This window comes from Bacillus basilensis (genome assembly GCF_050630465.1).
GTDB lineage: Bacteria > Bacillota > Bacilli > Bacillales > Bacillaceae_G > Bacillus_A > Bacillus_A basilensis.
The window spans coordinates 14,362-34,620 of the sequence record NZ_JBNTQO010000018.1; the positions used below are offsets into that span (position 1 = coordinate 14,362).

Sequence of the window (20,259 nt, forward strand, 5' to 3'; positions counted from 1 at the left end):
AATTAGAAACAATTGCTTACCATTAGTTATGTTACATTTTTCATAAGTTATTCACACAGCCCAACTATTAGATTATTTCAAAATAATGAACAAGCATTTTTTCAATTTATGGTGGAAATCCTTCATAATTCACAGATTATGGACAATCAGGCTTCAATATTGTCCGCATAAACTCTTCTTTAAATGCAGGATAGTTAAAACCAACCGCAATTCTTTGTATTGGTCGATCATCGAATCGTGTCGGCTTAGCTATTTTTCTAAAGTCTGCCACACTTTGTCCTCTTGTTACGTCATTTGTCGTACTGATCCAAACTGCTGATTTTTTATATTCAAAAATATCATCATTTATAAACGAAATAAACGGAAGTAAATCATGAATTGGACTTCCAGCAATACCAGGGTATTCTTTTTTATAAAAGTTCTCATAATAAAAATCAATCATTGGCTTAATAAGTTTCGCCTGCCCTGTTCCTTCTTTATTGATAATATCCACCATTTCAGGAGTAATTAGGGCTTCTTGCGTTACATTTAACGGATAAATAGTCGCATTCTTTGCGTACTTCATCACAATATTTGCGGCGATTGGATCTCCATAAAAATTTGCTTCTGATACAGGAGTAACATTACCAGGAAATAAAAAAGCACCGCCCATAATATAATACGAACATACTTTATCCATGACATTTGGATATAATAAAAATAAAGTTGCCAATGTTGTTAATCGCCCAGTCGCTACAATAATAATATCTTCTGGACAAGGTTCAATTAACTTAATTAATTCACAAAAATTTTCCCGTTTACAAATCCTCATATCAGGTGAAATAATTGGACCTAAACCGTGATCTCCATGAATTTCTGGAAAGAACAAAGGTTCTTCAGCCGTCATCGGTCTTGCTGCACCCTCAATGATTTTTACTTCTGTAGCATAGTATCTTTCTAAAAAATACACATTTTCTGTTACAATTTCTCGCGATACATTCCCATATTCAGCAACAATACCTATAATATCTAATTTACATGTTTTATTTGCATAAATTAATGCCACAGCATCATCAATACCAAAGTCTCCAAAAAAGATGATTTTCTTATTAACTATACTCACCCCTCTTCAGCATTATCTACTACTATTATTATGTAAAAAAGACAAGGCTGTGAAACGGTGCAAACTAAAAAAGCCGCCTATTTATTGGCGACTTCAATCTTTTTATAAGATAAATATGCTAGTACATTTTTACTTGAATCGTATTTTGGATTATTTCCTTTTCGCGGTTCTCTCATATGCGTTTTTTCAAATCCAGGAATATCCGGCATTTTCTCCATAAATTCAAGCATTTCTTCTTCAGTTCCTTCAATACGTACGCGAATCATTATTACATTTCCTCAATTCTCATTTTCTCTGTACTAAGTATAACGTACTTTGAAAAGACTGCAAGAAGTTTATCTTTTTAATGTCGCACTTTTTTTACATATAAACAATGCCATTTCAGTATAAAACGACTTGATTTTATTATTTTCATATTGAATGTTAAAGAATTCTTGCATTTCAACTGATGTTTTCATCATACATTCTGTTAACTTCACCCGCTTCTGCAAAGGTACATTCATCATATCGCACCACCAGTCAAATTCAAATTTCTTGTCAAAAGTAAGACATGACTGCATTTGCAAAGCATTTTTCTCTAATAAAGTAATCCACTCTGTTTTTTTCAGTGCTCGTTCATGACTCGGATCTCGCTTTTTTTCTATAAAATTATAAAATGTATCAAATTCATTATTTTCCGGTGAAACATTATCTATTAAAATAAACAATCCATTATCTTCTAACGTACGATTTACTTCATAAATAAACTGAGCTGGATTCGTAAAATGATGTGCTGCGATTCGGCACGTAATCGTATCAAAAGAACTATCGGCAAACGGTAAACTTTCAGCGTTTCCAGCGACAAAAGTTACATTTTCATGTCCATTATTTATAATAAAATTTTTCGCATTCTCTAACATTTTTTCTGTTAAGTCTAAAGCAATTACTTCTTTAAACAATGGAGCTAAAACATTTGCAACATGTCCACCGCCAGTAGCAATATCAAGAAGACGATTATTATGACGAGACTCAACTTGTTGAACTACATATTGTAAATCCGGTCCTTTTGCATGAATTTTACTTTTCACATACTTTTCCGCATTATTACCAAATTGTTGTTTTACAAGCTCTTCTTTATTCATTTTATCATCTTCTTTCTATTGTTATTTACACGATTCAGATAACTAATAAGTTCTATTTCATATTTTCAATTCCTCTTTTAGACAGATTACATATAGTGCTTTGAAAAAATAAAAAACTGTAAGAATGTATCTCACAGTTTTTTAAGTATGCTAAAATCTGTTTTTTAATCTTCTATATAGTTTCATCTTCCCTTTTTTCATTTCCTGAAGCTAGGCTACCAATAGCATCTGCCGTTACTTCAACTACAAATTCACAAATACCTGCTACAACTTCTCCAATTACTTCATCCATCTTTTTACCCCCTAATTTTATGTAACTTATTTGTAGTATAGAGGAGATTGGTTATTTTTAACTATCGGAAAACGTGACAACAACATTACAGTTTTGTAAGCTTTTTCAATGCGCTTAACTTCTTTCCTTCCATCTTTTGAAACTCCAAGTATGGTTCATGTACATCTAGGCCATCATATTATTAGGTAAGTTCCAATTCTGCTAGAGGAGGCGTGTAAAATATACTACGTAAAATTAATTAAAGGTCAATCATTCTATGCTTTTGATCATCGTTTCTTAATGTCTGAAGAAGAAGAGGTTTCTGAGAAAGTATATAATTACTTACGTCGTAATGAATTTTTCGAAGTGCGTAAAGAAGAATATTCTGCTTAATTACAAAAAGCATCAAGAGGAACATCACGTTATTGTGATATGTTACGGTGCAAGTGCCGATGTTGTTGATCCATTATCTTTTAGTGATTTAGCTATTGGAAAAGAGCTTAAATGCTGCAAAGTGAATGTTATTGAGAAAAGCGAGACGTAGCTATACGTTCTTGCTTTTTTATTTTTTCGATATTCACTCCTACTTTTAGTTAGTTTTCACCCCTCTAATATTTGCATTTTGATTTACTTATTTTATCAACTAACAAATCAAATTTTTGACAAATCAAAAATATTGAAATCCACTCATGAAACACGTAATATAGACTCTGACTCTAAAAAAGTTCGTTAAAAATAATACATAAAATAAGGAGGTTTTATATACGAGTTTTTCATTTTAAAAGACGGAGAGGTTTTACATTATGTGGCGTAATAAAAATGTTTGGATCGTTTTAATTGGGGAGTTTATTGCTGGTCTAGGGTTATGGCTTGGTATTCTTGGCAACCTTGAATTTATGCAAAAATATGTCCCTTCTGATTTCATGAAATCAGTTATATTATTTATCGGACTATTAGCAGGTGTTCTAGTTGGTCCTATGGCTGGTCGCATTATTGATCAGTATGAAAAGAAAAAAGTTCTTCTTTATGCCGGGTTTGGTCGTGTTATTAGTGTTATTTTTATGTTTTTCGCTATCCAATTTGAAAGTATCGCCTTTATGATTGCATTTATGGTTGCGCTTCAAATTTCAGCTGCATTTTATTTTCCTGCATTACAATCTGTAATTCCACTCATCGTACGTGAGCATGAGTTATTACAAATGAACGGTGTACATATGAATGTAGGTACAATCGCTCGTATTGCAGGTACTTCACTAGGTGGAATTCTTTTAGTTGTAATGAGTTTACAGTATATGTATGCCTTCTCAATGGCAGCATACGCTTTATTATTCCTCTCGACTTTCTTCCTACAATTTGAAGATAAGAAATCAACAACACCAAGTAAGCAAGCTGCAAAAGATAATAGCTTTATGGAAGTATTTCGTATTTTAAAAGGAATTCCGATTGCTTTCACAGCACTTATATTAAGTATTATCCCTCTATTATTTATAGCTGGATTTAATTTAATGGTAATTAATATTAGCGAAATGCAACATGATCCAACGATTAAAGGATTTATATATACAATTGAAGGTGTCGCATTTATGTTAGGGGCCTTCGTTATAAAACGTTTATCTGATCATTTCAAACCTGAAAAATTATTATATTTCTTCGCTATTTGTACCGCTTTTGCACACCTTTCATTGTTCTTTAGCGATATAAAATGGATGTCTCTTACATCATTTGGTTTGTTTGGTTTTAGTGTCGGTTGCTTCTTCCCTATCATGTCGACAATTTTCCAAACAAAAGTGGAAAAAAGCTATCACGGCCGTCTCTTCTCATTCCGTAATATGTTTGAGAGAGTTATGTTCCAAATCGTATTACTCGGTACAGGTTTCTTCTTAGATACGATTGGATTACAGTACATGGTCTTAATTTTCGGCGTCATTTCATTATTAATTATTTTCATATCGCTTTCTAAACAGAAACAGTATGAAAAACAACCGTCACAATCTGCGAATTTATAACATACACAAAGACGCATGGATCATATTAGATTAATCCATGCGTCTTTGTTATATAAAAACGTATTTATTACGCTTATTGTAATTATTTAAAGGAGTACCCTCTTTCGCTTTCGAATACAGTATATTAACATGATATATATAGGAGGTACGCAATTGTCTGATGGTATGCAGTTATTTATTATCTTTATTTTTGTATTAGCTCTGTTTAGCATCATAAACTTTTTAGCTATTTCCTTATCTGGACATAACTTTAAAAGAAGAATTATCGCCGGTTTCATATTTTTACTGATAACTCCTATTGTTTTTTTTGCTACCGTAGCATTCGCTTCTATATTCGATAAAGCTGGATTTGGCGCAGGGGGGCTAGCCCTTATTGTTGCAATTATATACATTTTAAATGGAATTGTGATCCTACTTTCCTCTTTATTTTTCCTCAAAAGAGACATAACATAGGCCTCAGTACTCGGCATAAATCTAACTTTACACTAGATTTATGCTTTTTCAATTCCCCCTAAATTTTTATATGAAATTAAATAATTCTTTATAAAAATTTAAACTTTATTTATTACAATATACCTATTGGATTTGCACGTTGATTGAAAATAAAAAGAAAGGAGCACAAAATGAAAAAGTTTGTATTAATTATTCCAATATTCATCATGCTACTTAGTGGATGTAGCAATAATGATATATACGGTTCTTGGGAAGTTGTTGACAACAAAAATGGTCTTTGTCCCGCATCTTATAAATTTGAAACAGTTGTAAAAGAAGAAAAAAAAGAAAAAATCATTCAAAACTTAGTGGAAATGCAAACAACAAAGAAAAAAGAAGATTTATATAAAGGAGCATTTGTAAAAGATTCCAGTGTATATCACATTGATTATGGTAACTCATTCACATCGGATCAAACTTTAAAAGTTGTCGATGGCAAATTAAATGTATACTTTTATGCAGTAGAAAAATTATGTATATATACAAAGAAATGATTACACTTCATATAAAACGCAGAAAATATTTTCTGCGTTATTTTACTTTACAACGATTTCTTAAAAATATTATCCTCTTTTAAAACTCTTAATTTGAATGTAATATTATATAATAACAATATTCTTACTGCGAGGTGCTTTTTTTGAGAAGTTTAAATTCATTAATTGTATCAACAATCTGTTCCATTATCCTAATCCTATGGAATGCACTTTCATTTTATGAAAAATTCACGACAGGAAATTCATACTATTGGCTTAGTGGTATAATAGGCCTCGTTTTCGTGTTCTTTTTTATCCAAAATATGCGGGATATACTCAACAAAAACTATAAAATATCCTAAACAATATAGAAAGATATAATAAACAGTTCAGTTAACCGATTCTTATTTACTACGCCCCTTTCAAAAAAGACGAATCCTCCCTCTAAATTTGTCAATCGTTTTAATTTTCATAAAAAAATGATAAAATGTAACCATGTGTTTTCAGAATAATTAAAAACGCAGAAAGAAAACACTGTTTTTAGGAGGGGTTTTGATGACTTACACGTTAGCAACTAGAATGAAAGCATTCCAATCTTCTATATTTAGTGAATTAGGGGCCTATAAAAAAGAAAAAATTGCAGCAGGTCATAAAATGATTGATTTAAGTATCGGGAATCCTGATATGCCGCCTGCCGATTTTGTAAGAGAAGAAATGGTACATACAGCAAATCAAAAAGAAAGCTATGGATACACATTAAGTGGTATTCAAGAATTTCACGAAGCTGTAACTGAATATTACAACAACACTCATAATGTTATATTAAATGCCGATAAAGAAGTTTTATTACTAATGGGGTCACAAGATGGACTCGTTCATTTACCTATGGTTTATGCGAATCCGGGAGATATTATATTAGTTCCTGATCCAGGATATACAGCTTATGAAACAGGAATTCAAATGGCTGGTGCAACATCCTACTACATGCCTTTAAAGAAAGAAAATGATTTCTTACCTAACTTAGAAGCTATCCCTGTAGAAATCGCCGATAAGGCGAAGATGATGATTTTAAACTTCCCAGGGAATCCTGTTCCAGCAATGGCTCATGAAGATTTCTTTAAAGAGGTAATTGCATTCGCGAAAAAGCATAACATTATTGTTGTCCACGATTTTGCTTATGCTGAATTTTATTTTGATGGTAATAAACCAATTAGCTTCCTCTCTGTACCTGGCGCTAAAGAAGTTGGCGTAGAAATCAACTCTTTATCAAAAAGTTATAGTTTAGCAGGTAGTCGTATCGGATATATGATTGGAAATGAAGAAATTGTTCGTGCGCTTACTCAGTTTAAATCAAATACAGATTACGGAGTGTTTTTACCAATTCAAAAAGCAGCATGTGCTGCACTAAGAAATGGCGCTGCTTTTTGTGAGAAAAACCGCGGTATTTATCAAGAACGTAGAGATACTTTAGTCGATGGGTTCCAAACATTTGGCTGGAATGTCGATAAACCAGCTGGTAGTATGTTCGTCTGGGCTGAAATTCCAAAAGGCTGGACTTCTATAGACTTCGCTTATGCATTAATGGAACGTGCAAATGTCGTTGTCACACCAGGTCATGCATTCGGACCTCATGGTGAAGGCTTTGTACGCATTGCACTCGTTCAAGATAAAGCAGTTTTACAACAAGTTGTTGAAAACATTAGAAATAGTGGTATTTTTTCTCTTGAAAAGGCAGAAGAATTGGTTAAAAATTAATTGCAACTCCCCTGCTTAACTATAGCAGGGGTATTATTCATTGGAGGTACTTTCATATGCATATTAAAGACACTCTTCCTCATCGCTATCCATTTTTAATGATTGATAAAGTAACAAATGTAAAACAAGGTGAATCCGTTACAGGATATAAACTCATTACAAATAACGAATGGTTTATAAATGATAGTCAAAAACATATGCCTCATATGTTAATTGTAGAAGCACTTGCTCAGCTTAGTGCATTTGTACATACAAGCGAATCTGAAGGACTAGGCTTCCTCTCCTCGCTAGATGGGGTTATGTTCCATGAAAAAGCATATCCCGGTGATAAACTTGATTTGCATTATGAGTTAACTCGCAATCGCCGAGGTTTTATTCTCGGTAAAGGTACCGCAACCGTTAATAATCAGCCGATTGTAACGATAGAAAAGCTATTAATATATCAAGCAGAATAGAGACGTTTTCATTCACCAGGGTATCTATCTCCTACAAATTCGTCTCATCAACATGAACAGAGTAAACAAATTACTTAGTTAGGAGCAGGAAAATGGAAAGTACTATCGGTATCGATGCTGGTGGAACATTAACAAAAATTGCTTATTTGAACAGAAAAAAGCAATTAGCTTTTGAAAAATTTTATTCAAATGAACAAGATAAAATAATAGATTGGCTTAAGAAAAACGCTGGTAAAAAACAAATATGTATTACAGGTGGTAAAGCAAAACAATTACAGCAACTACTTTCAGACTCATATAAAATAGTAGAACTAAACGAATTTGAAGCTACTCTTGTAGGTGTCCAATACATATTAAAAAAAGAAAAATATGATATAAACAACTTCATTTTAACGAATATCGGCACAGGTACTTCTATTCATTACGTTTATAATGACAAATATATTCGAGCTGGTGGAACTGGTGTTGGTGGCGGTACTATTATGGGGCTTTCAAAATTATTAACAAATATAGATGATTTTGAAGATGTGATTCCTTTAACAAAAATAGGTTCTAGAAAAGAACTAGATATTACGGTTGGAGATATTTATGGTGGTATTCTCTCCCCTATTGATAATAGTTTAACTGCAAGCAATTTTGGTAAAGCGGCTACTATAGAATCAAATTATAATAGCTCAGATATACTTGCTACTGTACAAGGACTTGTCGGTGAAGTCGTTACTGCATTAAGCCTTCAATTCGCCGAAACAAAAAACATTGACCATATTATTTATATTGGTTCGACTCTATGTAATAATGTACACCTTCAAAATATTATTAGTAGCTACACAAAATATCAAAATAAAACACCAATCTTTTTACGAGATGGTGGTAATAGCGGTGCGATTGGTGCTTTACTTCATGCTACGAATAAAAAAAGCTGACTTTTGTCAGCTTTTTTGCAACGGTACTTCAAATTCAATAATTGATTCTCCACCCTCTCCAATTCGCTCTACACTAATTCTATCAATTACACATTGTAACTTTTCAGGTAAACTACGAATATCCTTGGCTACTTTAGCAGCTAACTCCTCACTACTTTTTCTTCCCACTGTTACATGCGGTATGTATAGAATATCTGCTCTCAAAAATTGTAGCAAAGGACCTGTATATAATTTAGCGTGTAATTCTTCTATCTGTTCTTTCCCTCTCTCCACTTCCAAATACAAATAGTTTCCTACATTATTGATACAATTTGCAAACTCAATTTCAATTTTGCCTATCCCTTTTGCTAAATTCAAAATATGAGATTTTAATTCATCATTTGAAATATTACTCTTAAACGGAAATACAACTGTTATATGCGTTGGAATTAATTCAAATAAAGGATCATGTATTTGTCTAATGTTCTCTATTTTATCGATGGACATATTATTTAGAAAAACTAAAATTGTACGCATTTTTATCCTCTCTACTTTCCCTTATTTTAATATGTATCATATTCTATAACTGTCTTGCACTTCAACAAATTATTTTACTTACATGTAAAAATAAAAAACTTCTCAAATGAGAAGTTTTCATATAACATGATTACTATTTTCTCGCCAAACTTTTCTAAACTTTATATAACAAGTAATTCTCCATGGAATAATATACGATACTGCAACTACGTAAAATAATAAACCAATCGTTTGTTGATCTAAATCAACGATAAATTGTCTTGAACCATATCTTAAAACAACAAGTGCAATAAAAGTAATTAAAAAGGCTACACTTTTTTTCGTATAAATATTCCCATCATCTCTTCGCTCATAATTTGTTAGTGCTATAAGTGGTACAGAGAAAAGAATCCCAATAAATGCTGCTATAGCCACTTGTAATATAGCTGGATGTACGGGACCAAAAAACCACACAATACCTGGCGTTAAAAATAGTAATGGCCATAAAATACGTTTTCCTGCTCCTTTTATTGGCTTATGCATAGAACGATAACGACGCCAAAATATTAGTAGTGCAATGCATAAAAAGACTGTAATTAGTGAAGAAGTGTCTCCCATTTGTCTTTCCTACTCTCCTCAAATATATACTTAATTATATTTTAAATTGTTTGCTCAAATGATACCTTTCGAATAAATATACCGCTAGTCACGACATAGACGATAGTTAATATAATTGAAATGACAATAAAGTATGGGATATCTATTAAAGATAGATTAGATGTAGAATTTAAATCCTGTATTCCTACTTCTGCATAAAGCACACTATTCAATGATATAAAAAATGTTCCACCAATCATAAGACCAATCCACTTAAAACGTTTCTTAATCACTACTACTACTTGAAAGAAAGTTGCTATTGTAACATACAATAATAGTTGTACAATAAACTGTTTAACTGATTGTTCTCCTAAACTAATATTTACTGTACTATACAATGTATTTTTAAAAAAAATCACTTGAAGGAATGAGAAAACCACAGCTTGTAATAAGATATAGAAAACTGATCCAATGAAAAACTGTAATCTCGTTACTCCAAATGAAACCACTAAACGAAACACATCATCCTGTATGATAAAAGTACTTACTACTATAAACAGTGTAATTGCAATCGAAGGATTATTTAATATATGTTGTAAAAATCCTTCTCTTATTTCTCTCAAATCCATTACACTTGTAATTCCTTTTATAAGTAATGCTGTAATCCAAAATATTAAAATTGCTTTATAATGAAAATTTATATGTAACTTCAACTGCTTCATTAAAATCGTCATTTTATTTCACCGCCAGTTATGTGAATAAATAGTTTTTGTAATGTAATTCTATCAATCAGTAGCCCTTCTTTTTCAAGAGAATAATAATCTTCATTAGAAAGCTCTTCCCATAAAACAACAATCCCCTTATTTCCATAAACTTCTCGATTTATAACTTTTTTATTGATTGAAAACTCATCCACTTTATCTTTTTTCCCTGAAATAATATGACCTTGTTGTAATAAATCATCCACTGATAATTGAACAACCAGCCTTCCTTCTTTTATGATAATTACCTCTTCGATAACATGAGTTACTTCTTCTACTAAATGTGTTGATAATATAATTGTTCTTGGATACTTGCCGTAATCTTCTAATAGTAAACTATAAAATAACTCACGATGTGCTGCGTCTAAACCTGTAGTTGGTTCATCAAAAATTGTAATTGGCGCTCTACTTGCCAGTCCTTGAATAATTCCGACGACCGTTTGCATGCCATGTGATAGTTTGTGATATTTCTCTGTCATATTAAGCTGAAATTTGCCCGCTAGTTCTTCAGCAAACTGCTGATTCCAATTTTTATAAAACATGTTACATAACTTAAAAATTTCTTTTACTTTATAACTTAAATGAGCTTCTTCCTTCACTCTAACGAAACAAATATTCTGCATCGCTTTACTATTTTCAAAAACATTTTCACCAAATATTGATATACTTCCACTGCTTGAAGTAATTTGGCCTGCAAGTAAATTTAATAGTGTCGTTTTTCCTGCTCCATTTCTTCCAAGCAAACCATATATTTTATGCTCTTCCAATGAAATCGTAACTTCATTTACAGCTACTTTCTTTTTATATTTTTTCGTTATATCCTTCGTTTCAAGTGCAATCATCCCTCTTTCCCCTCCTTCGTAATTTTTCGAATCATATCCATCAATTCATCATTGGATATTTCTAATACTTTTGCTTCTTCCCACACTTTAGGTAAATATTCGGTCATAAAAGTGTTTTGTCTTTTTTTAAGTACGACTTCTTTCGCTCCCTTTGTAACAAACATCCCGATCCCTCTCTTTTTATATAAAATCCCTTCATCCACTAATACATTTACCCCTTTAGCTGCAGTAGCTGGATTTATTTGTAACATCTTCGCAAATTGATTTGTTGATGGAACTTGTTCTTCTTCTAGTAATATGTCTTTTAAAATATCAGACTCAATCGTTTCTGCAATTTGTAAGTATATTAATTTATTTTGCTCTAGAGTAGGTTTCACAATTTCACCACCTTAGGTTCATAGGTTCATTACTTATGTAATTAACCATATCACATTAAATTACTTATTTCCATAAATTTCTTTTACAAAAAAAGAGCCATTCTTAAACGAATGACTCTCTTTCTAAAATTTCGAAGTTTCAACTCTTGTTCTCAAATTCTTTTCATTTATACCATTTTGACAAAAGTTAAATTGTTGTCCTTTTATTGACTTTGTACGATCTACTATTTGCCCTAAATGATAACTTGTGTGCTCCACTAAATGTAATAAACTATGAAGATCAATATGTCTTTTTTCTTCCCATGCTTGTATATATGCTTTTCTCCATTCACCAAATACTTCTTCAACGTACTGTAGCAAAACTTCAGTATGTTGTCGTTTTACTGGAAAATACTCCTCAATTTCCTTTTCAAAAACTATATTTTGATTTTTATAACGATTAGTATTTCTTTGTATATGTTCACAAATATGCAATACGATTCTACCAATTGAATTAATAGAGTTCCCTTCCTTCCACAAATCTTCTTCACTAACGAGGCTAATTGTCTGTATGAACTTAGGTAAATAATGATCCTGCATTCTATGATAAGAAATTTTGTATACTAACTCCATCTTTGTCACTCCAATTATTTCGACTACTTTACTGGATATTTAACAAATAAAGATTTTCGGAAATCTTTATCATTCACAAGCCTATTAATTTTTTCGTTATTATCATTAAGGAACTTTACTACTTTCTTTTTATCCCATATATCATCTTCGTTTGGAAAATCATTAAAATTTTCATACAAGATTGGTCGTATTTCTTCTCTTTTCACCGTAAACTTTTTATTTTCCACTTGAAACTCATAACCTTTTGCATTTGGTACTAAAATGACAAGATAAGTGATATTAAAGACAAAATTCTTCTTCACCGTATCCTTACCATCAAACCAATACGTCTCAACCATGTCTTCTGTAAGGGTTCCATTCCCTTTTGCACCATAGTTCACCTTTATACCTTCATTCTCTAAACTTATACTTTGAATTGTTTCACCACCCGGTAAATGATTAACAATTGCAACTACATCTGAATTATTACCAACGTATGTCCCAGCATATTTTTTTAAATCACTTGGTTCCATATCTGATATTTCTTTTATTCTTTCTCCGCTTGAACAAGTCGTAATAAATAAAAAAATTGTTAGCATAACAATGACATTACGATGCATATATTTCATTTAGCATCCCCCATTTTTATCACTATTTCTTTAATTACAATAGTACTTATCAAATCCCTTTAAAACATACGCATTTTAATCAAAATTAAAAATTTTCAATTTTCATGTTTACAATTATCCATTAATTGTATATACTTACTAACGTAAGAAAAATATTCTAAAAGGAGGTCGAAGGAAATGATGAAATTACAATTACATGCTTTAACTTTAGCGTTAACTGCACCTGTGTTTTCTGGACAATTAAATATGAATTCGACCACCCTAATGGAGAATTGAAAATCGTACTTTATTTCTATTAATTCATAAATTCGCCACAGGAGGTCGTATACTTTCCTGTGGCTTTTTCACGCCAAGCCATAGGAGAACTATATCTTCCTGTGGCTTTTTTGTGCGATTTTTTAGTCTCTTACATTATTTTTTAATGAAAGGAGCAACATTCGATGACTATTAGCGTATTGTTTTTAAGTATTACGATTCAAAGAAATACAATTTCCAAGGATGAAATTTTTCATAATAAGCAAATTGAAAAAGCAATGAATGATGTTAAGGAGCGCCAAGCACTTTATTGTGATCACCTGTAATTCCTTTTCGAAAGGAGGAATTCATTTATGACTTTTCATATTTTCTTTTTTACGACTGTACTTCAGAAAAACACTTTATCTGAAGCTGAAATCATTCGTAAACAACAATTAAAACAACTGACTGATAAAATGACTGACATTAAAAGTTCATACTATACGCACATGTATTAAAAATATATTTTTAAGGAGAAATACCTTCATGAAATTTAAAGCATTCTTTTTAACCATCACCATCCAAAAACGTAAGCTTTCACAGAATGAGATTTCACATGAACAACACGTTCAAAACATTATGGATGATGTAAAAGAGCGTCAAGCTTCTTATTACACACGTCTTTTCTAAATCACTTATAAAGGAGCAATGCCTTCATGAAATTTAAAGCATTCTTTTTAACCATCACCATTCAAAAACGTAAGCTTTCACAAAAGGAAATTTTGCGTGAGCAACACATTCAATCTATTATGGACCACGTAAAAGAGCGTCAAGCTTCTTATTACACACGTCTTTTCTAATTAACTTATAAAGGGGAATTATCAAATGAAATTTAAAGTATTCTTTTTAACGATTACCATTCAAAAAACTAAGTTCTCAGACAGTGAGATATTGCATGACCATCAAATTAATAAAGCTATGGAAGATGTAAAAGAACGTCAAAGTCACTACTGTAGCCATCTATAAATTCCTTTCGAAAGGAGGAATGTATCATGAAGTTTCACCTTTTCTTTTTAACAATTACAATCCAGAAAAAAAGCCTTTCTGAAGCTGAATTAAAACAAGAGCAACAATACAAAAAGATTATGGACGAAATTCGAGATCGTAGAAGCAACTACTACACTCACCTATAATTCTTTAAAAATATAAATATTGAAAGGAGTCGATTATGATGTTGATAGTACGTTGTAAGGAAATGATTTGGATAGTTCAGAGGGATTCCACATAGTTTTATAGACGTTATATCACACAAGTTTACCGTTACATTTAATGTATAATAAATATACAATAAAATGTTATTCATACACTTTTAACATTGATTAATAAACAAAAAGATACACCACTTAAAAAGCGGTGTATCTTTCTTAACATATACTATTTTCTATTACTTCGCTTCGTCTTAAACAATCTCACCAAGTTTGATACAACTGTTTTCGTTACTGCATAAACTGGCACTGCTAAAATCATTCCGATAATTCCCGCGAAGTTACCTACCCCTAAAATTAAAATAATAATTGTTAACGGATGGATATTTAATTTTGAGCTCATAATACGCGGTGAAATGATGTTACTTTCAAACTGCTGTACAATTGTTACGATAATAATTACGTACAACGCTTGCATCGGAGATACGAACAGACCTACAATAACAGCTGGTGCTGCACCAATAAATGGACCTAAGTTTGGAATTATATTTGTAAATGCTGCTATAATTCCTAAAACAAAAGCGTACGGTAAATCGATAATTAAATAACCGATAAAAGTAAAAGCACCTACAAATATACAAACGAGCGCTTGACCTTGAATATATGCAGATAATGTTTCGTTCGTTTCCTTAATGATACGAAGCCCCTCTTCACGGTATGATTCCGGTAACAAGCTAACTGCTTTTCCTGGAAACGCATGTCCATCTTTAAACATATAAAATAAAATGAACGGTACTGTAAAGATAACTAATGCCACGTTCGTGATTATACCAAATAAAGCCGTTGCACTCGACGTAATCGTGTTTGGTATATCCTTTAAGTATTCAATTGCATTTTTCTCAATTGTTTCAATGGAAACATAATTTTGTGTAGATAGCCATTCAAACAATCTATGATGGGATAAATCTTGTATGTATAGTTTTCCCTCTTTAATATAACCTGGCATATTTTTTACTAAATCCATTAACTGTTGTGAGATTGTTGGAACAACTACTCCAACTCCAACCGCAGTTAACGTTATGATAAAAAGATATAACAGTAAAATCGCTAAATTTCTAGGTACTTTTTTATCCTCCAAAAAGACTAATACCGGATTAAAAATGAAGTATAAAAAAAGCGCGATTAAAATTGGGAAAAACAACGTTGATATGAAGATACCAATCGGTTGAAATAGAAACGATATTTTTGTGCAAATAAATATGATCGCTACAACCATTAGCACTTCTAATGTCCAAAAGTGCACTTTCGATTTCAAAAAAACGTCCTCCTTTAAACTAGCACTTCTCTTCATTGTACCAAAATAAGCAAGAATTTCACATAATATTTTCCTTTACAATATTCCAAAATACCAATAAATAAACTACAATGAGATTACATACAAATTTGCAGGTAAAGGTGATAAAAATGACACAATGCATCATTTGCAGAAAAGATACGAAAGAACTTAGTGAACAATATGTCATCCCAGAAATATTATGTGGATATTATTTCACAAACTCAATTTGTGATACTTGTCATGAACAAATGACAACAAATATTGATCGCCCCTTAATTCGGCATAAATTAAGTCAATTTAAGATTGAACAAATGAAAAAACAGATTGACTCCCCACTCTATACGAATGAGCATAGTGAGGAACTTGCAGCGGCTGAGACAGATGTTGTTGAAGTAAGTGATGAAATACTTTATTCCAATGCATTAATTATGAAACTATGTAAAAAGCACGATATTTCACTACATAATGAAATTTGGAAAGAAGAACGTGTAACGAAAGTAGCTAGCTCTATTCAACGTGAATTACTTTTAGATAACCGTAAATACAAAATGAGTATTTTAAAAATGGCTTATGCTTTCGCTGTACAAGCTGTTGATGGCTATTTTGAAGATCCAGATGCGATTGATATTTCTAATATTCTAGTAAATGCCGACTTCATGGAATTAAAAGAAAAGAGCATCGTTCGCGATTTAAGTAAAAGTTCTTTATGGAATACATTAAATACAAATAGTGAAAACCATTATTTTATTTTATTAAGTGATAAAGATGGCCTGTTCTGTTTCATTCGTCTATTTGATATCTTTGACGTTGTCGTTCATTTATCAGAAAAGAGATATGAACTTTCATCACCCATTGTCGGCGTAAATAATGTAGATAGGCAGGAATTTTATATCCAAACTTTAAAACAGTATATGGATGGGCTATTTAAAGAAAAAACCTCTTCTATTTAATCGAAATCAGAACATACGGTCTCCTTTCTTGATGAAAAGACACTGTGTTATAATAAGTATGAAAAGAACAATACAATCACATAAACCAATTATTAATTGTATATAAATAAAAAAGACTAGTGTGCGGCTACACACTAGTCCACGTAACTTAGCAGATTGGATTGTTCATTTATCCTATTTGTTTCTTACAAACAAAACAACCCACATTCTATTGGCATAGGTGGGTTGTTATTTTTTGAGCTTGTCTATTAAAACGACGACGAACGTTAACAATGCAACGAGAAACAGTCCACCTTGCAATAACAACGCTATTTCACTCACTTATTATCACCCCCCTCCTACTTGGAGAAGTGATAATTGAACAACCAACCATACCTTAAGTTACTATTTAATTTTACCATATTTTCTAATAGTTTACGATGAAAACCCGCAAGCGAATTACTTGCGAGTTTTTTTATCTTGTATTAACAGGCAGTAAACAATACGAAGTAAAGCATAGGTGAAACTGCCTGTTAATGCCCGATTGGTTCAACTAATAATCCTTTGGGACAATTCACCCAAAGGATTAAAGTTTCACTTTATTTCTCATTATTTTTTTAGTGTAAATGCATCAGCTATCATTTCGCCAACAATTTTCTTTTCTTGTTCCTTTTCTTCTTTCAATAAAGGAAATAACAGTTCCGCCACTTCATAGGCCTCTTCTAAATGAGGATATCCAGATAATACAAAAGTATCAATTCCTAACGCTTCATATTCTTTTATCCTTTCTGCTACTGTATACGGATCCCCAACAAGCGCAGTACCTGCACCACCTCTTACAAGCCCGATGCCAGCCCATAAGTTAGGACTTATCTCTAACGACTCCCGTGTACCTTCATTTAAATGAGTCATTCGTTTTTGACCAACTGAATCATATCTTGCAAATGTCTTTTGAGCAAGCTCAATTGTTTCGTTATCTACATATTGAATTAAACGTTCTGCCTCTTCCCATGCTTCTTCTTCTGTCTCTCTTACAATTACATGTAACCTGATGCCAAATCGCACCTTACGCACCTTGTCTTCTGCCAGTTTTCTTACTTCATCTATTTTCTCTTTCACTTGCTCTGGCGGCTCTCCCCACGTTAAATATACATCACTATGTTCAGCAGCCACTTCTTTACCCGCAGCAGACGATCCGCCAAAATAAATTGGTGGATACGGTGTTTGAACCGTAGGAAATACAACTTTACTATCCGTAACTTTAATATGTTTTCCTTCTAAAGAGATCGTTTCCCCTTGCAGCGTCGATTTCCAAACTTTTAAAAACTCATCTGCTGCTTCATATCTTTCATCATGTTCAAGATACAATCCATCTCCTTGTAATTCAACTGGATCTCCTCCAGCGACTACATTAATAAGTAGTCTTCCGTCTGAGATTCTATCAAATGTCGATGCCATCCTCGCTGCAACTGTCGGTGACATTAGCCCTGGTCTAACTGCTACTAAAAACTTTAATTTCTCTGTCTCCGCTGCAAGTGCCGATGCTAATACCCATGGATCTTCACAACCTTGACCAGTTGGAAGTAACACACCTGTATACCCTAAATAATCTGCTGCTTGTGCAACCTGCTTATAGTAACCGTATTCAGCGGCCCTTCCTCTTTTTGTCGTCCCCAAATATCGACCATCTCCATACGCTGGAATAAACCATAATAATTCCATGTCTTTACACACCCCTTAGTTATATTAAAACGTATACTAAAACACTCTATATAAATTACCCCTAATAATTTATATGTTAATTTCCTATCTCTCCTTTAAAATTATCTCGCCATCTTAAAAACTTCACTTCTAGTAAACGTACGATTGAATCAGAAAACTTCCCAACGAATGCAAAGATAATAATACCGACAAATACGATATCTGTATTTGAAAATTGCCTTGCATCCATTATCATATAGCCAATACCTTCTGTAGATCCCATAAGTTCCGCTACTACTAAACTCACCCATGCAACTCCTAATGATAATCTTGCTCCTAGTAATAGGTTCGGTAATGCGGCAGGTAAAATTAATTTTGTAATTAATTTTCTTTTACTAAACTCTAATACTCTCGCAACATCAAATAACTTTGAATCTACACCTCGTATTCCTAGAAACGCGTTTACGTATAAAGGAAAAAAAGCACCATCTGCAATTAATAATACTTTCGATGTTTCCCCAAAACCGAACCATAATACGAAAAGCGGTGCAACAGCTAAGTGAGGCACAGTTCTTAACATTTGTACTGACGGATCTAAATATTGCTCACTTCTCGTTGAAAACCCAACAATTGTCCCTAAAATAATTCCTAAACTCCCGCCAATAAAGAACCCAGCCGCAGCCCTGAATACACTAATACTTAAATGACCGAATAACTCTCCTGTTTTTATAATTTCTTGACAAGCTAAAAATATATCTAGCGGCGTTGGTAAAACTGTTTTAGAAACTAGACCGAATACGCCGGCTAACTGCCAAATTATTAATACGATAATTGGTATAGTAATCGCTCTTACTAACACTTTTACTTTTGTCTTTCGCACTTTCTTTACATCGTTATTACCAATTGTTATACTCGTTGGTTTCATAACAGCTTTCGTATTATCCAATTTACAAAACCTCTCTTCATTTCGCCTTTAACGCTTTTTCTACGAAAGAATTATCTACCACTTTATCGGTCTTGATATCTTTCTTTATAGAACCGAGCTTATATTGAAAATCCGCTGTTTTTTGCTGTTCTGCTATTATTTCTTTCGTTACTGGAACTAAAATGGGTTTGTCGTGATTAAACACTTCTTTTACAATCTCTGCATCTATTTTCTTTGCAGAAGTGTATATTTTTATTGCTTCATCCAAGTTTTCATCTTGCCATACACGTGCTTTTTCATATACTTTAAGGAATTTCTCAACTAATTCTGGATGCTCTTTCGCAAATTTTGTTCTCGTAATTAAAAACTCTGGAGAAGATACATTTAATAGTTCACCATCTGTAATCACCTTCGCTCCTTTATTTACCGTATGTAACGATATGAAAGGATCCCAAATTGCCCATGCATCTACTGATCCTGATTCAAATGCTGGCTGCGCTTCATCTGGTTGTAACTGAATGACATTTACATCTTTCGCATTGATACCTTCTTTATCTAGCGCTCGATACAATAAATTAAAAGCGCTACTTCCTTTTGCAACAGCAATTTTTTTACCTTTTAATTGTTTGAAACTCGTAATCTTGCTATCCTTTTGTACAAGAATCCCTGTTCCTTTTCTCGCATAACTTGTATTAGCAATTTCGGAAAATTCAATACCAGCTGCTTGAGCTGAAATAACTGGGGAGTTCCCAACTTCACCAAAGTCTAATCGATTTGATGCAATTGCTTCAAAATAAGGAGGCCCGCTTTGGAACTCTGTCCACTTCACTTTAACGCCTTCTTTTTTAAACTCTTCTTCAAACCAGCCTTTTTTCTGTGCGAGTAATAGTGGACTTAATCCTTGCTGAATACCAATTTGTACTGTTACATCTTCCTTCTTACTACTTGCTGTGCTTTTTTCACATCCAAATAAAAAGAAAGAAATAGCTAAAGCAAAAGAAAGAACTTTGATTTTTTTATACATATACTCACTCTTTCC

29 protein-coding genes are annotated in these 20,259 nt (G+C 32.5%); 14 read left to right on the top strand and 15 right to left on the bottom strand.

All coding sequences use genetic code 11. The features are described 5' to 3' along the window. Positions 1–136 precede the first annotated feature (136 nt). From ACQVV1_RS24270 to ACQVV1_RS24280, 3 genes are all read right to left on the bottom strand, one after another. The gene (locus ACQVV1_RS24270) at positions 137–1,102 is read right to left on the bottom strand and encodes a nucleoside hydrolase (RefSeq protein ID WP_242252936.1); all 966 of its coding nucleotides are present in this window, start codon (positions 1,100–1,102) and stop codon (positions 137–139) included. Positions 1,103–1,179: 77 nt separating this feature from the next. Then, positions 1,180–1,368: a DUF3970 family protein gene (locus ACQVV1_RS24275; protein WP_000621879.1), complete on the bottom strand. Its 189-nt coding sequence runs from the start codon at positions 1,366–1,368 to the stop codon at positions 1,180–1,182. A 69-nt stretch (positions 1,369–1,437) separates the two neighbouring features. Further along, entirely contained in the window at positions 1,438–2,223 is a 786-nt protein-coding gene (locus ACQVV1_RS24280) for a class I SAM-dependent methyltransferase (RefSeq protein WP_242252930.1), read from the bottom strand. 511 nt (positions 2,224–2,734) lie between these two features. Here ACQVV1_RS24280 and ACQVV1_RS24285 point away from each other — a divergent pair. From ACQVV1_RS24285 to coaW, 7 genes are all read left to right on the top strand, one after another. Then, positions 2,735–2,887: a YqbF domain-containing protein gene (locus tag ACQVV1_RS24285; RefSeq protein WP_071680000.1), complete on the top strand. Its 153-nt coding sequence runs from the start codon at positions 2,735–2,737 to the stop codon at positions 2,885–2,887. Positions 2,888–3,297: 410 nt separating this feature from the next. After that, a complete protein-coding gene (locus ACQVV1_RS24290) occupies positions 3,298–4,500 on the top strand; it encodes an MFS transporter (RefSeq protein WP_242252928.1) in 1,203 nt (400 codons plus the stop codon). Between the two features lie 153 nt (positions 4,501–4,653). Beyond that, positions 4,654–4,953 carry a hypothetical protein gene (locus tag ACQVV1_RS24295; RefSeq protein WP_242252926.1) on the top strand — a complete coding sequence of 100 codons (300 nt, stop codon included), beginning with the start codon at positions 4,654–4,656 and terminating at the stop codon, positions 4,951–4,953. Positions 4,954–5,123: 170 nt separating this feature from the next. Further along, complete coding sequence (locus tag ACQVV1_RS24300) at positions 5,124–5,486, top strand: hypothetical protein (protein ID WP_242252924.1); 363 nt, start codon at positions 5,124–5,126, stop codon at positions 5,484–5,486. Positions 5,487–6,020: 534 nt separating this feature from the next. Beyond that, a complete protein-coding gene (locus ACQVV1_RS24305; protein WP_431169625.1) occupies positions 6,021–7,220 on the top strand; it encodes an LL-diaminopimelate aminotransferase in 1,200 nt (399 codons plus the stop codon). A gap of 56 nt (positions 7,221–7,276) precedes the next feature. Beyond that, entirely contained in the window at positions 7,277–7,675 is a 399-nt protein-coding gene (locus ACQVV1_RS24310) for a 3-hydroxyacyl-ACP dehydratase FabZ family protein (protein WP_309258928.1), read from the top strand. 92 nt (positions 7,676–7,767) lie between these two features. After that, positions 7,768–8,598, top strand: coding sequence for a type II pantothenate kinase (gene coaW, locus ACQVV1_RS24315; RefSeq protein WP_242252916.1), 831 nt, complete (start codon positions 7,768–7,770; stop codon positions 8,596–8,598). Between the two features lie 6 nt (positions 8,599–8,604). Here the strand turns inward: coaW and ACQVV1_RS24320 are convergent, their stop codons facing one another. From ACQVV1_RS24320 to ACQVV1_RS24350, 7 genes are all read right to left on the bottom strand, one after another. Continuing rightward, positions 8,605–9,114, bottom strand: coding sequence for a 2'-5' RNA ligase family protein (locus ACQVV1_RS24320; protein ID WP_242252914.1), 510 nt, complete (start codon positions 9,112–9,114; stop codon positions 8,605–8,607). Positions 9,115–9,231: 117 nt separating this feature from the next. Beyond that, a complete protein-coding gene (locus ACQVV1_RS24325) occupies positions 9,232–9,711 on the bottom strand; it encodes a cytochrome c biogenesis protein CcdC (protein WP_309258930.1) in 480 nt (159 codons plus the stop codon). 41 nt (positions 9,712–9,752) lie between these two features. Next, positions 9,753–10,424 carry a DUF4052 family protein gene (locus ACQVV1_RS24330; RefSeq protein WP_242252910.1) on the bottom strand — a complete coding sequence of 224 codons (672 nt, stop codon included), beginning with the start codon at positions 10,422–10,424 and terminating at the stop codon, positions 9,753–9,755. Continuing rightward, entirely contained in the window at positions 10,421–11,293 is an 873-nt protein-coding gene (locus ACQVV1_RS24335; RefSeq protein WP_431169627.1) for an ATP-binding cassette domain-containing protein, read from the bottom strand. The genes ACQVV1_RS24330 and ACQVV1_RS24335 overlap by 4 nt, the downstream gene beginning before the upstream one ends. Then, positions 11,290–11,670, bottom strand: coding sequence for a GntR family transcriptional regulator (locus ACQVV1_RS24340; RefSeq protein WP_242252906.1), 381 nt, complete (start codon positions 11,668–11,670; stop codon positions 11,290–11,292). The genes ACQVV1_RS24335 and ACQVV1_RS24340 overlap by 4 nt, the downstream gene beginning before the upstream one ends. Before the next feature lie 123 nt (positions 11,671–11,793). Beyond that, on the bottom strand, positions 11,794–12,282 hold the full coding sequence (locus ACQVV1_RS24345; protein WP_242252905.1) for a hypothetical protein: 489 nt from the start codon (positions 12,280–12,282) through the stop codon (positions 11,794–11,796). A 23-nt stretch (positions 12,283–12,305) separates the two neighbouring features. Next, positions 12,306–12,890 carry a DUF4825 domain-containing protein gene (locus ACQVV1_RS24350; protein WP_309258931.1) on the bottom strand — a complete coding sequence of 195 codons (585 nt, stop codon included), beginning with the start codon at positions 12,888–12,890 and terminating at the stop codon, positions 12,306–12,308. 440 nt (positions 12,891–13,330) lie between these two features. Between ACQVV1_RS24350 and ACQVV1_RS24355 the strand changes: the two genes are divergently transcribed. The 6 genes from ACQVV1_RS24355 to ACQVV1_RS24380 are packed head-to-tail and all read left to right on the top strand — an operon-like array spanning position 13,331 to position 14,317. After that, positions 13,331–13,471, top strand: coding sequence for a YrzI family small protein (locus ACQVV1_RS24355; protein WP_144612070.1), 141 nt, complete (start codon positions 13,331–13,333; stop codon positions 13,469–13,471). 27 nt (positions 13,472–13,498) lie between these two features. Then, entirely contained in the window at positions 13,499–13,642 is a 144-nt protein-coding gene (locus ACQVV1_RS24360) for a YrzI family small protein (protein ID WP_000142717.1), read from the top strand. Between the two features lie 28 nt (positions 13,643–13,670). Further along, positions 13,671–13,814 (top strand): YrzI family small protein, encoded by a 144-nt coding sequence (locus tag ACQVV1_RS24365; RefSeq protein WP_242252903.1) that lies wholly within the window; start codon positions 13,671–13,673, stop codon positions 13,812–13,814. 26 nt (positions 13,815–13,840) lie between these two features. Continuing rightward, positions 13,841–13,984 (top strand): YrzI family small protein, encoded by a 144-nt coding sequence (locus ACQVV1_RS24370; RefSeq protein WP_063221535.1) that lies wholly within the window; start codon positions 13,841–13,843, stop codon positions 13,982–13,984. A 25-nt stretch (positions 13,985–14,009) separates the two neighbouring features. After that, entirely contained in the window at positions 14,010–14,150 is a 141-nt protein-coding gene (locus tag ACQVV1_RS24375) for a YrzI family small protein (RefSeq protein ID WP_000669812.1), read from the top strand. A gap of 26 nt (positions 14,151–14,176) precedes the next feature. Further along, complete coding sequence (locus ACQVV1_RS24380; protein ID WP_063221536.1) at positions 14,177–14,317, top strand: YrzI family small protein; 141 nt, start codon at positions 14,177–14,179, stop codon at positions 14,315–14,317. 241 nt (positions 14,318–14,558) lie between these two features. Here the strand turns inward: ACQVV1_RS24380 and ACQVV1_RS24385 are convergent, their stop codons facing one another. Further along, the gene (locus ACQVV1_RS24385) at positions 14,559–15,644 is read right to left on the bottom strand and encodes an AI-2E family transporter (protein WP_000837884.1); all 1,086 of its coding nucleotides are present in this window, start codon (positions 15,642–15,644) and stop codon (positions 14,559–14,561) included. Positions 15,645–15,793: 149 nt separating this feature from the next. Between ACQVV1_RS24385 and ACQVV1_RS24390 the strand changes: the two genes are divergently transcribed. Then, positions 15,794–16,615 (top strand): HNH endonuclease, encoded by an 822-nt coding sequence (locus tag ACQVV1_RS24390; protein WP_431169629.1) that lies wholly within the window; start codon positions 15,794–15,796, stop codon positions 16,613–16,615. A gap of 228 nt (positions 16,616–16,843) precedes the next feature. Here the strand turns inward: ACQVV1_RS24390 and ACQVV1_RS24395 are convergent, their stop codons facing one another. From ACQVV1_RS24395 to ACQVV1_RS24410, 4 genes are all read right to left on the bottom strand, one after another. Continuing rightward, positions 16,844–16,936, bottom strand: a complete 93-nt coding sequence (locus ACQVV1_RS24395; RefSeq protein WP_001289320.1) for a putative holin-like toxin — start codon at positions 16,934–16,936, stop codon at positions 16,844–16,846. A 267-nt stretch (positions 16,937–17,203) separates the two neighbouring features. Then, a complete protein-coding gene (gene ssuD / locus ACQVV1_RS24400) occupies positions 17,204–18,316 on the bottom strand; it encodes an FMNH2-dependent alkanesulfonate monooxygenase (RefSeq protein ID WP_309258932.1) in 1,113 nt (370 codons plus the stop codon). 76 nt (positions 18,317–18,392) lie between these two features. Beyond that, positions 18,393–19,241: an ABC transporter permease gene (locus ACQVV1_RS24405; protein ID WP_242252901.1), complete on the bottom strand. Its 849-nt coding sequence runs from the start codon at positions 19,239–19,241 to the stop codon at positions 18,393–18,395. Between the two features lie 16 nt (positions 19,242–19,257). After that, on the bottom strand, positions 19,258–20,244 hold the full coding sequence (locus tag ACQVV1_RS24410) for an aliphatic sulfonate ABC transporter substrate-binding protein (RefSeq protein ID WP_309258934.1): 987 nt from the start codon (positions 20,242–20,244) through the stop codon (positions 19,258–19,260). Between the last annotated feature and the right edge of the window lie 15 nt (positions 20,245–20,259).

What these genes read in the sequence shown, in the direction of transcription:
- ACQVV1_RS24375 (WP_000669812.1), top strand. Translation starts at nt 14,010, where the DNA reads ATGAAATTTAAAGTATTCTTTTTAACGATTACCATTCAAAAAACTAAG.
- ssuD (WP_309258932.1), bottom strand. Translation starts at nt 18,316, where the DNA reads ATGGAATTATTATGGTTTATTCCAGCGTATGGAGATGGTCGATATTTG.
- ACQVV1_RS24365 (WP_242252903.1), top strand. Translation starts at nt 13,671, where the DNA reads ATGAAATTTAAAGCATTCTTTTTAACCATCACCATCCAAAAACGTAAG.
- ACQVV1_RS24370 (WP_063221535.1), top strand. Translation starts at nt 13,841, where the DNA reads ATGAAATTTAAAGCATTCTTTTTAACCATCACCATTCAAAAACGTAAG.
- ACQVV1_RS24335 (WP_431169627.1), bottom strand. Translation starts at nt 11,293, where the DNA reads ATGATTGCACTTGAAACGAAGGATATAACGAAAAAATATAAAAAGAAA.
- ACQVV1_RS24345 (WP_242252905.1), bottom strand. Translation starts at nt 12,282, where the DNA reads ATGGAGTTAGTATACAAAATTTCTTATCATAGAATGCAGGATCATTAT.
- ACQVV1_RS24390 (WP_431169629.1), top strand. Translation starts at nt 15,794, where the DNA reads ATGACACAATGCATCATTTGCAGAAAAGATACGAAAGAACTTAGTGAA.
- ACQVV1_RS24380 (WP_063221536.1), top strand. Translation starts at nt 14,177, where the DNA reads ATGAAGTTTCACCTTTTCTTTTTAACAATTACAATCCAGAAAAAAAGC.
- ACQVV1_RS24280 (WP_242252930.1), bottom strand. Translation starts at nt 2,223, where the DNA reads ATGAATAAAGAAGAGCTTGTAAAACAACAATTTGGTAATAATGCGGAA.
- ACQVV1_RS24320 (WP_242252914.1), bottom strand. Translation starts at nt 9,114, where the DNA reads ATGCGTACAATTTTAGTTTTTCTAAATAATATGTCCATCGATAAAATA.
- ACQVV1_RS24350 (WP_309258931.1), bottom strand. Translation starts at nt 12,890, where the DNA reads ATGAAATATATGCATCGTAATGTCATTGTTATGCTAACAATTTTTTTA.
- ACQVV1_RS24355 (WP_144612070.1), top strand. Translation starts at nt 13,331, where the DNA reads ATGACTATTAGCGTATTGTTTTTAAGTATTACGATTCAAAGAAATACA.
- ACQVV1_RS24290 (WP_242252928.1), top strand. Translation starts at nt 3,298, where the DNA reads ATGTGGCGTAATAAAAATGTTTGGATCGTTTTAATTGGGGAGTTTATT.
- ACQVV1_RS24330 (WP_242252910.1), bottom strand. Translation starts at nt 10,424, where the DNA reads ATGACGATTTTAATGAAGCAGTTGAAGTTACATATAAATTTTCATTAT.
- coaW (WP_242252916.1), top strand. Translation starts at nt 7,768, where the DNA reads ATGGAAAGTACTATCGGTATCGATGCTGGTGGAACATTAACAAAAATT.
- ACQVV1_RS24305 (WP_431169625.1), top strand. Translation starts at nt 6,021, where the DNA reads ATGACTTACACGTTAGCAACTAGAATGAAAGCATTCCAATCTTCTATA.
- ACQVV1_RS24410 (WP_309258934.1), bottom strand. Translation starts at nt 20,244, where the DNA reads ATGTATAAAAAAATCAAAGTTCTTTCTTTTGCTTTAGCTATTTCTTTC.
- ACQVV1_RS24310 (WP_309258928.1), top strand. Translation starts at nt 7,277, where the DNA reads ATGCATATTAAAGACACTCTTCCTCATCGCTATCCATTTTTAATGATT.
- ACQVV1_RS24275 (WP_000621879.1), bottom strand. Translation starts at nt 1,368, where the DNA reads ATGATTCGCGTACGTATTGAAGGAACTGAAGAAGAAATGCTTGAATTT.
- ACQVV1_RS24325 (WP_309258930.1), bottom strand. Translation starts at nt 9,711, where the DNA reads ATGGGAGACACTTCTTCACTAATTACAGTCTTTTTATGCATTGCACTA.
- ACQVV1_RS24300 (WP_242252924.1), top strand. Translation starts at nt 5,124, where the DNA reads ATGAAAAAGTTTGTATTAATTATTCCAATATTCATCATGCTACTTAGT.
- ACQVV1_RS24360 (WP_000142717.1), top strand. Translation starts at nt 13,499, where the DNA reads ATGACTTTTCATATTTTCTTTTTTACGACTGTACTTCAGAAAAACACT.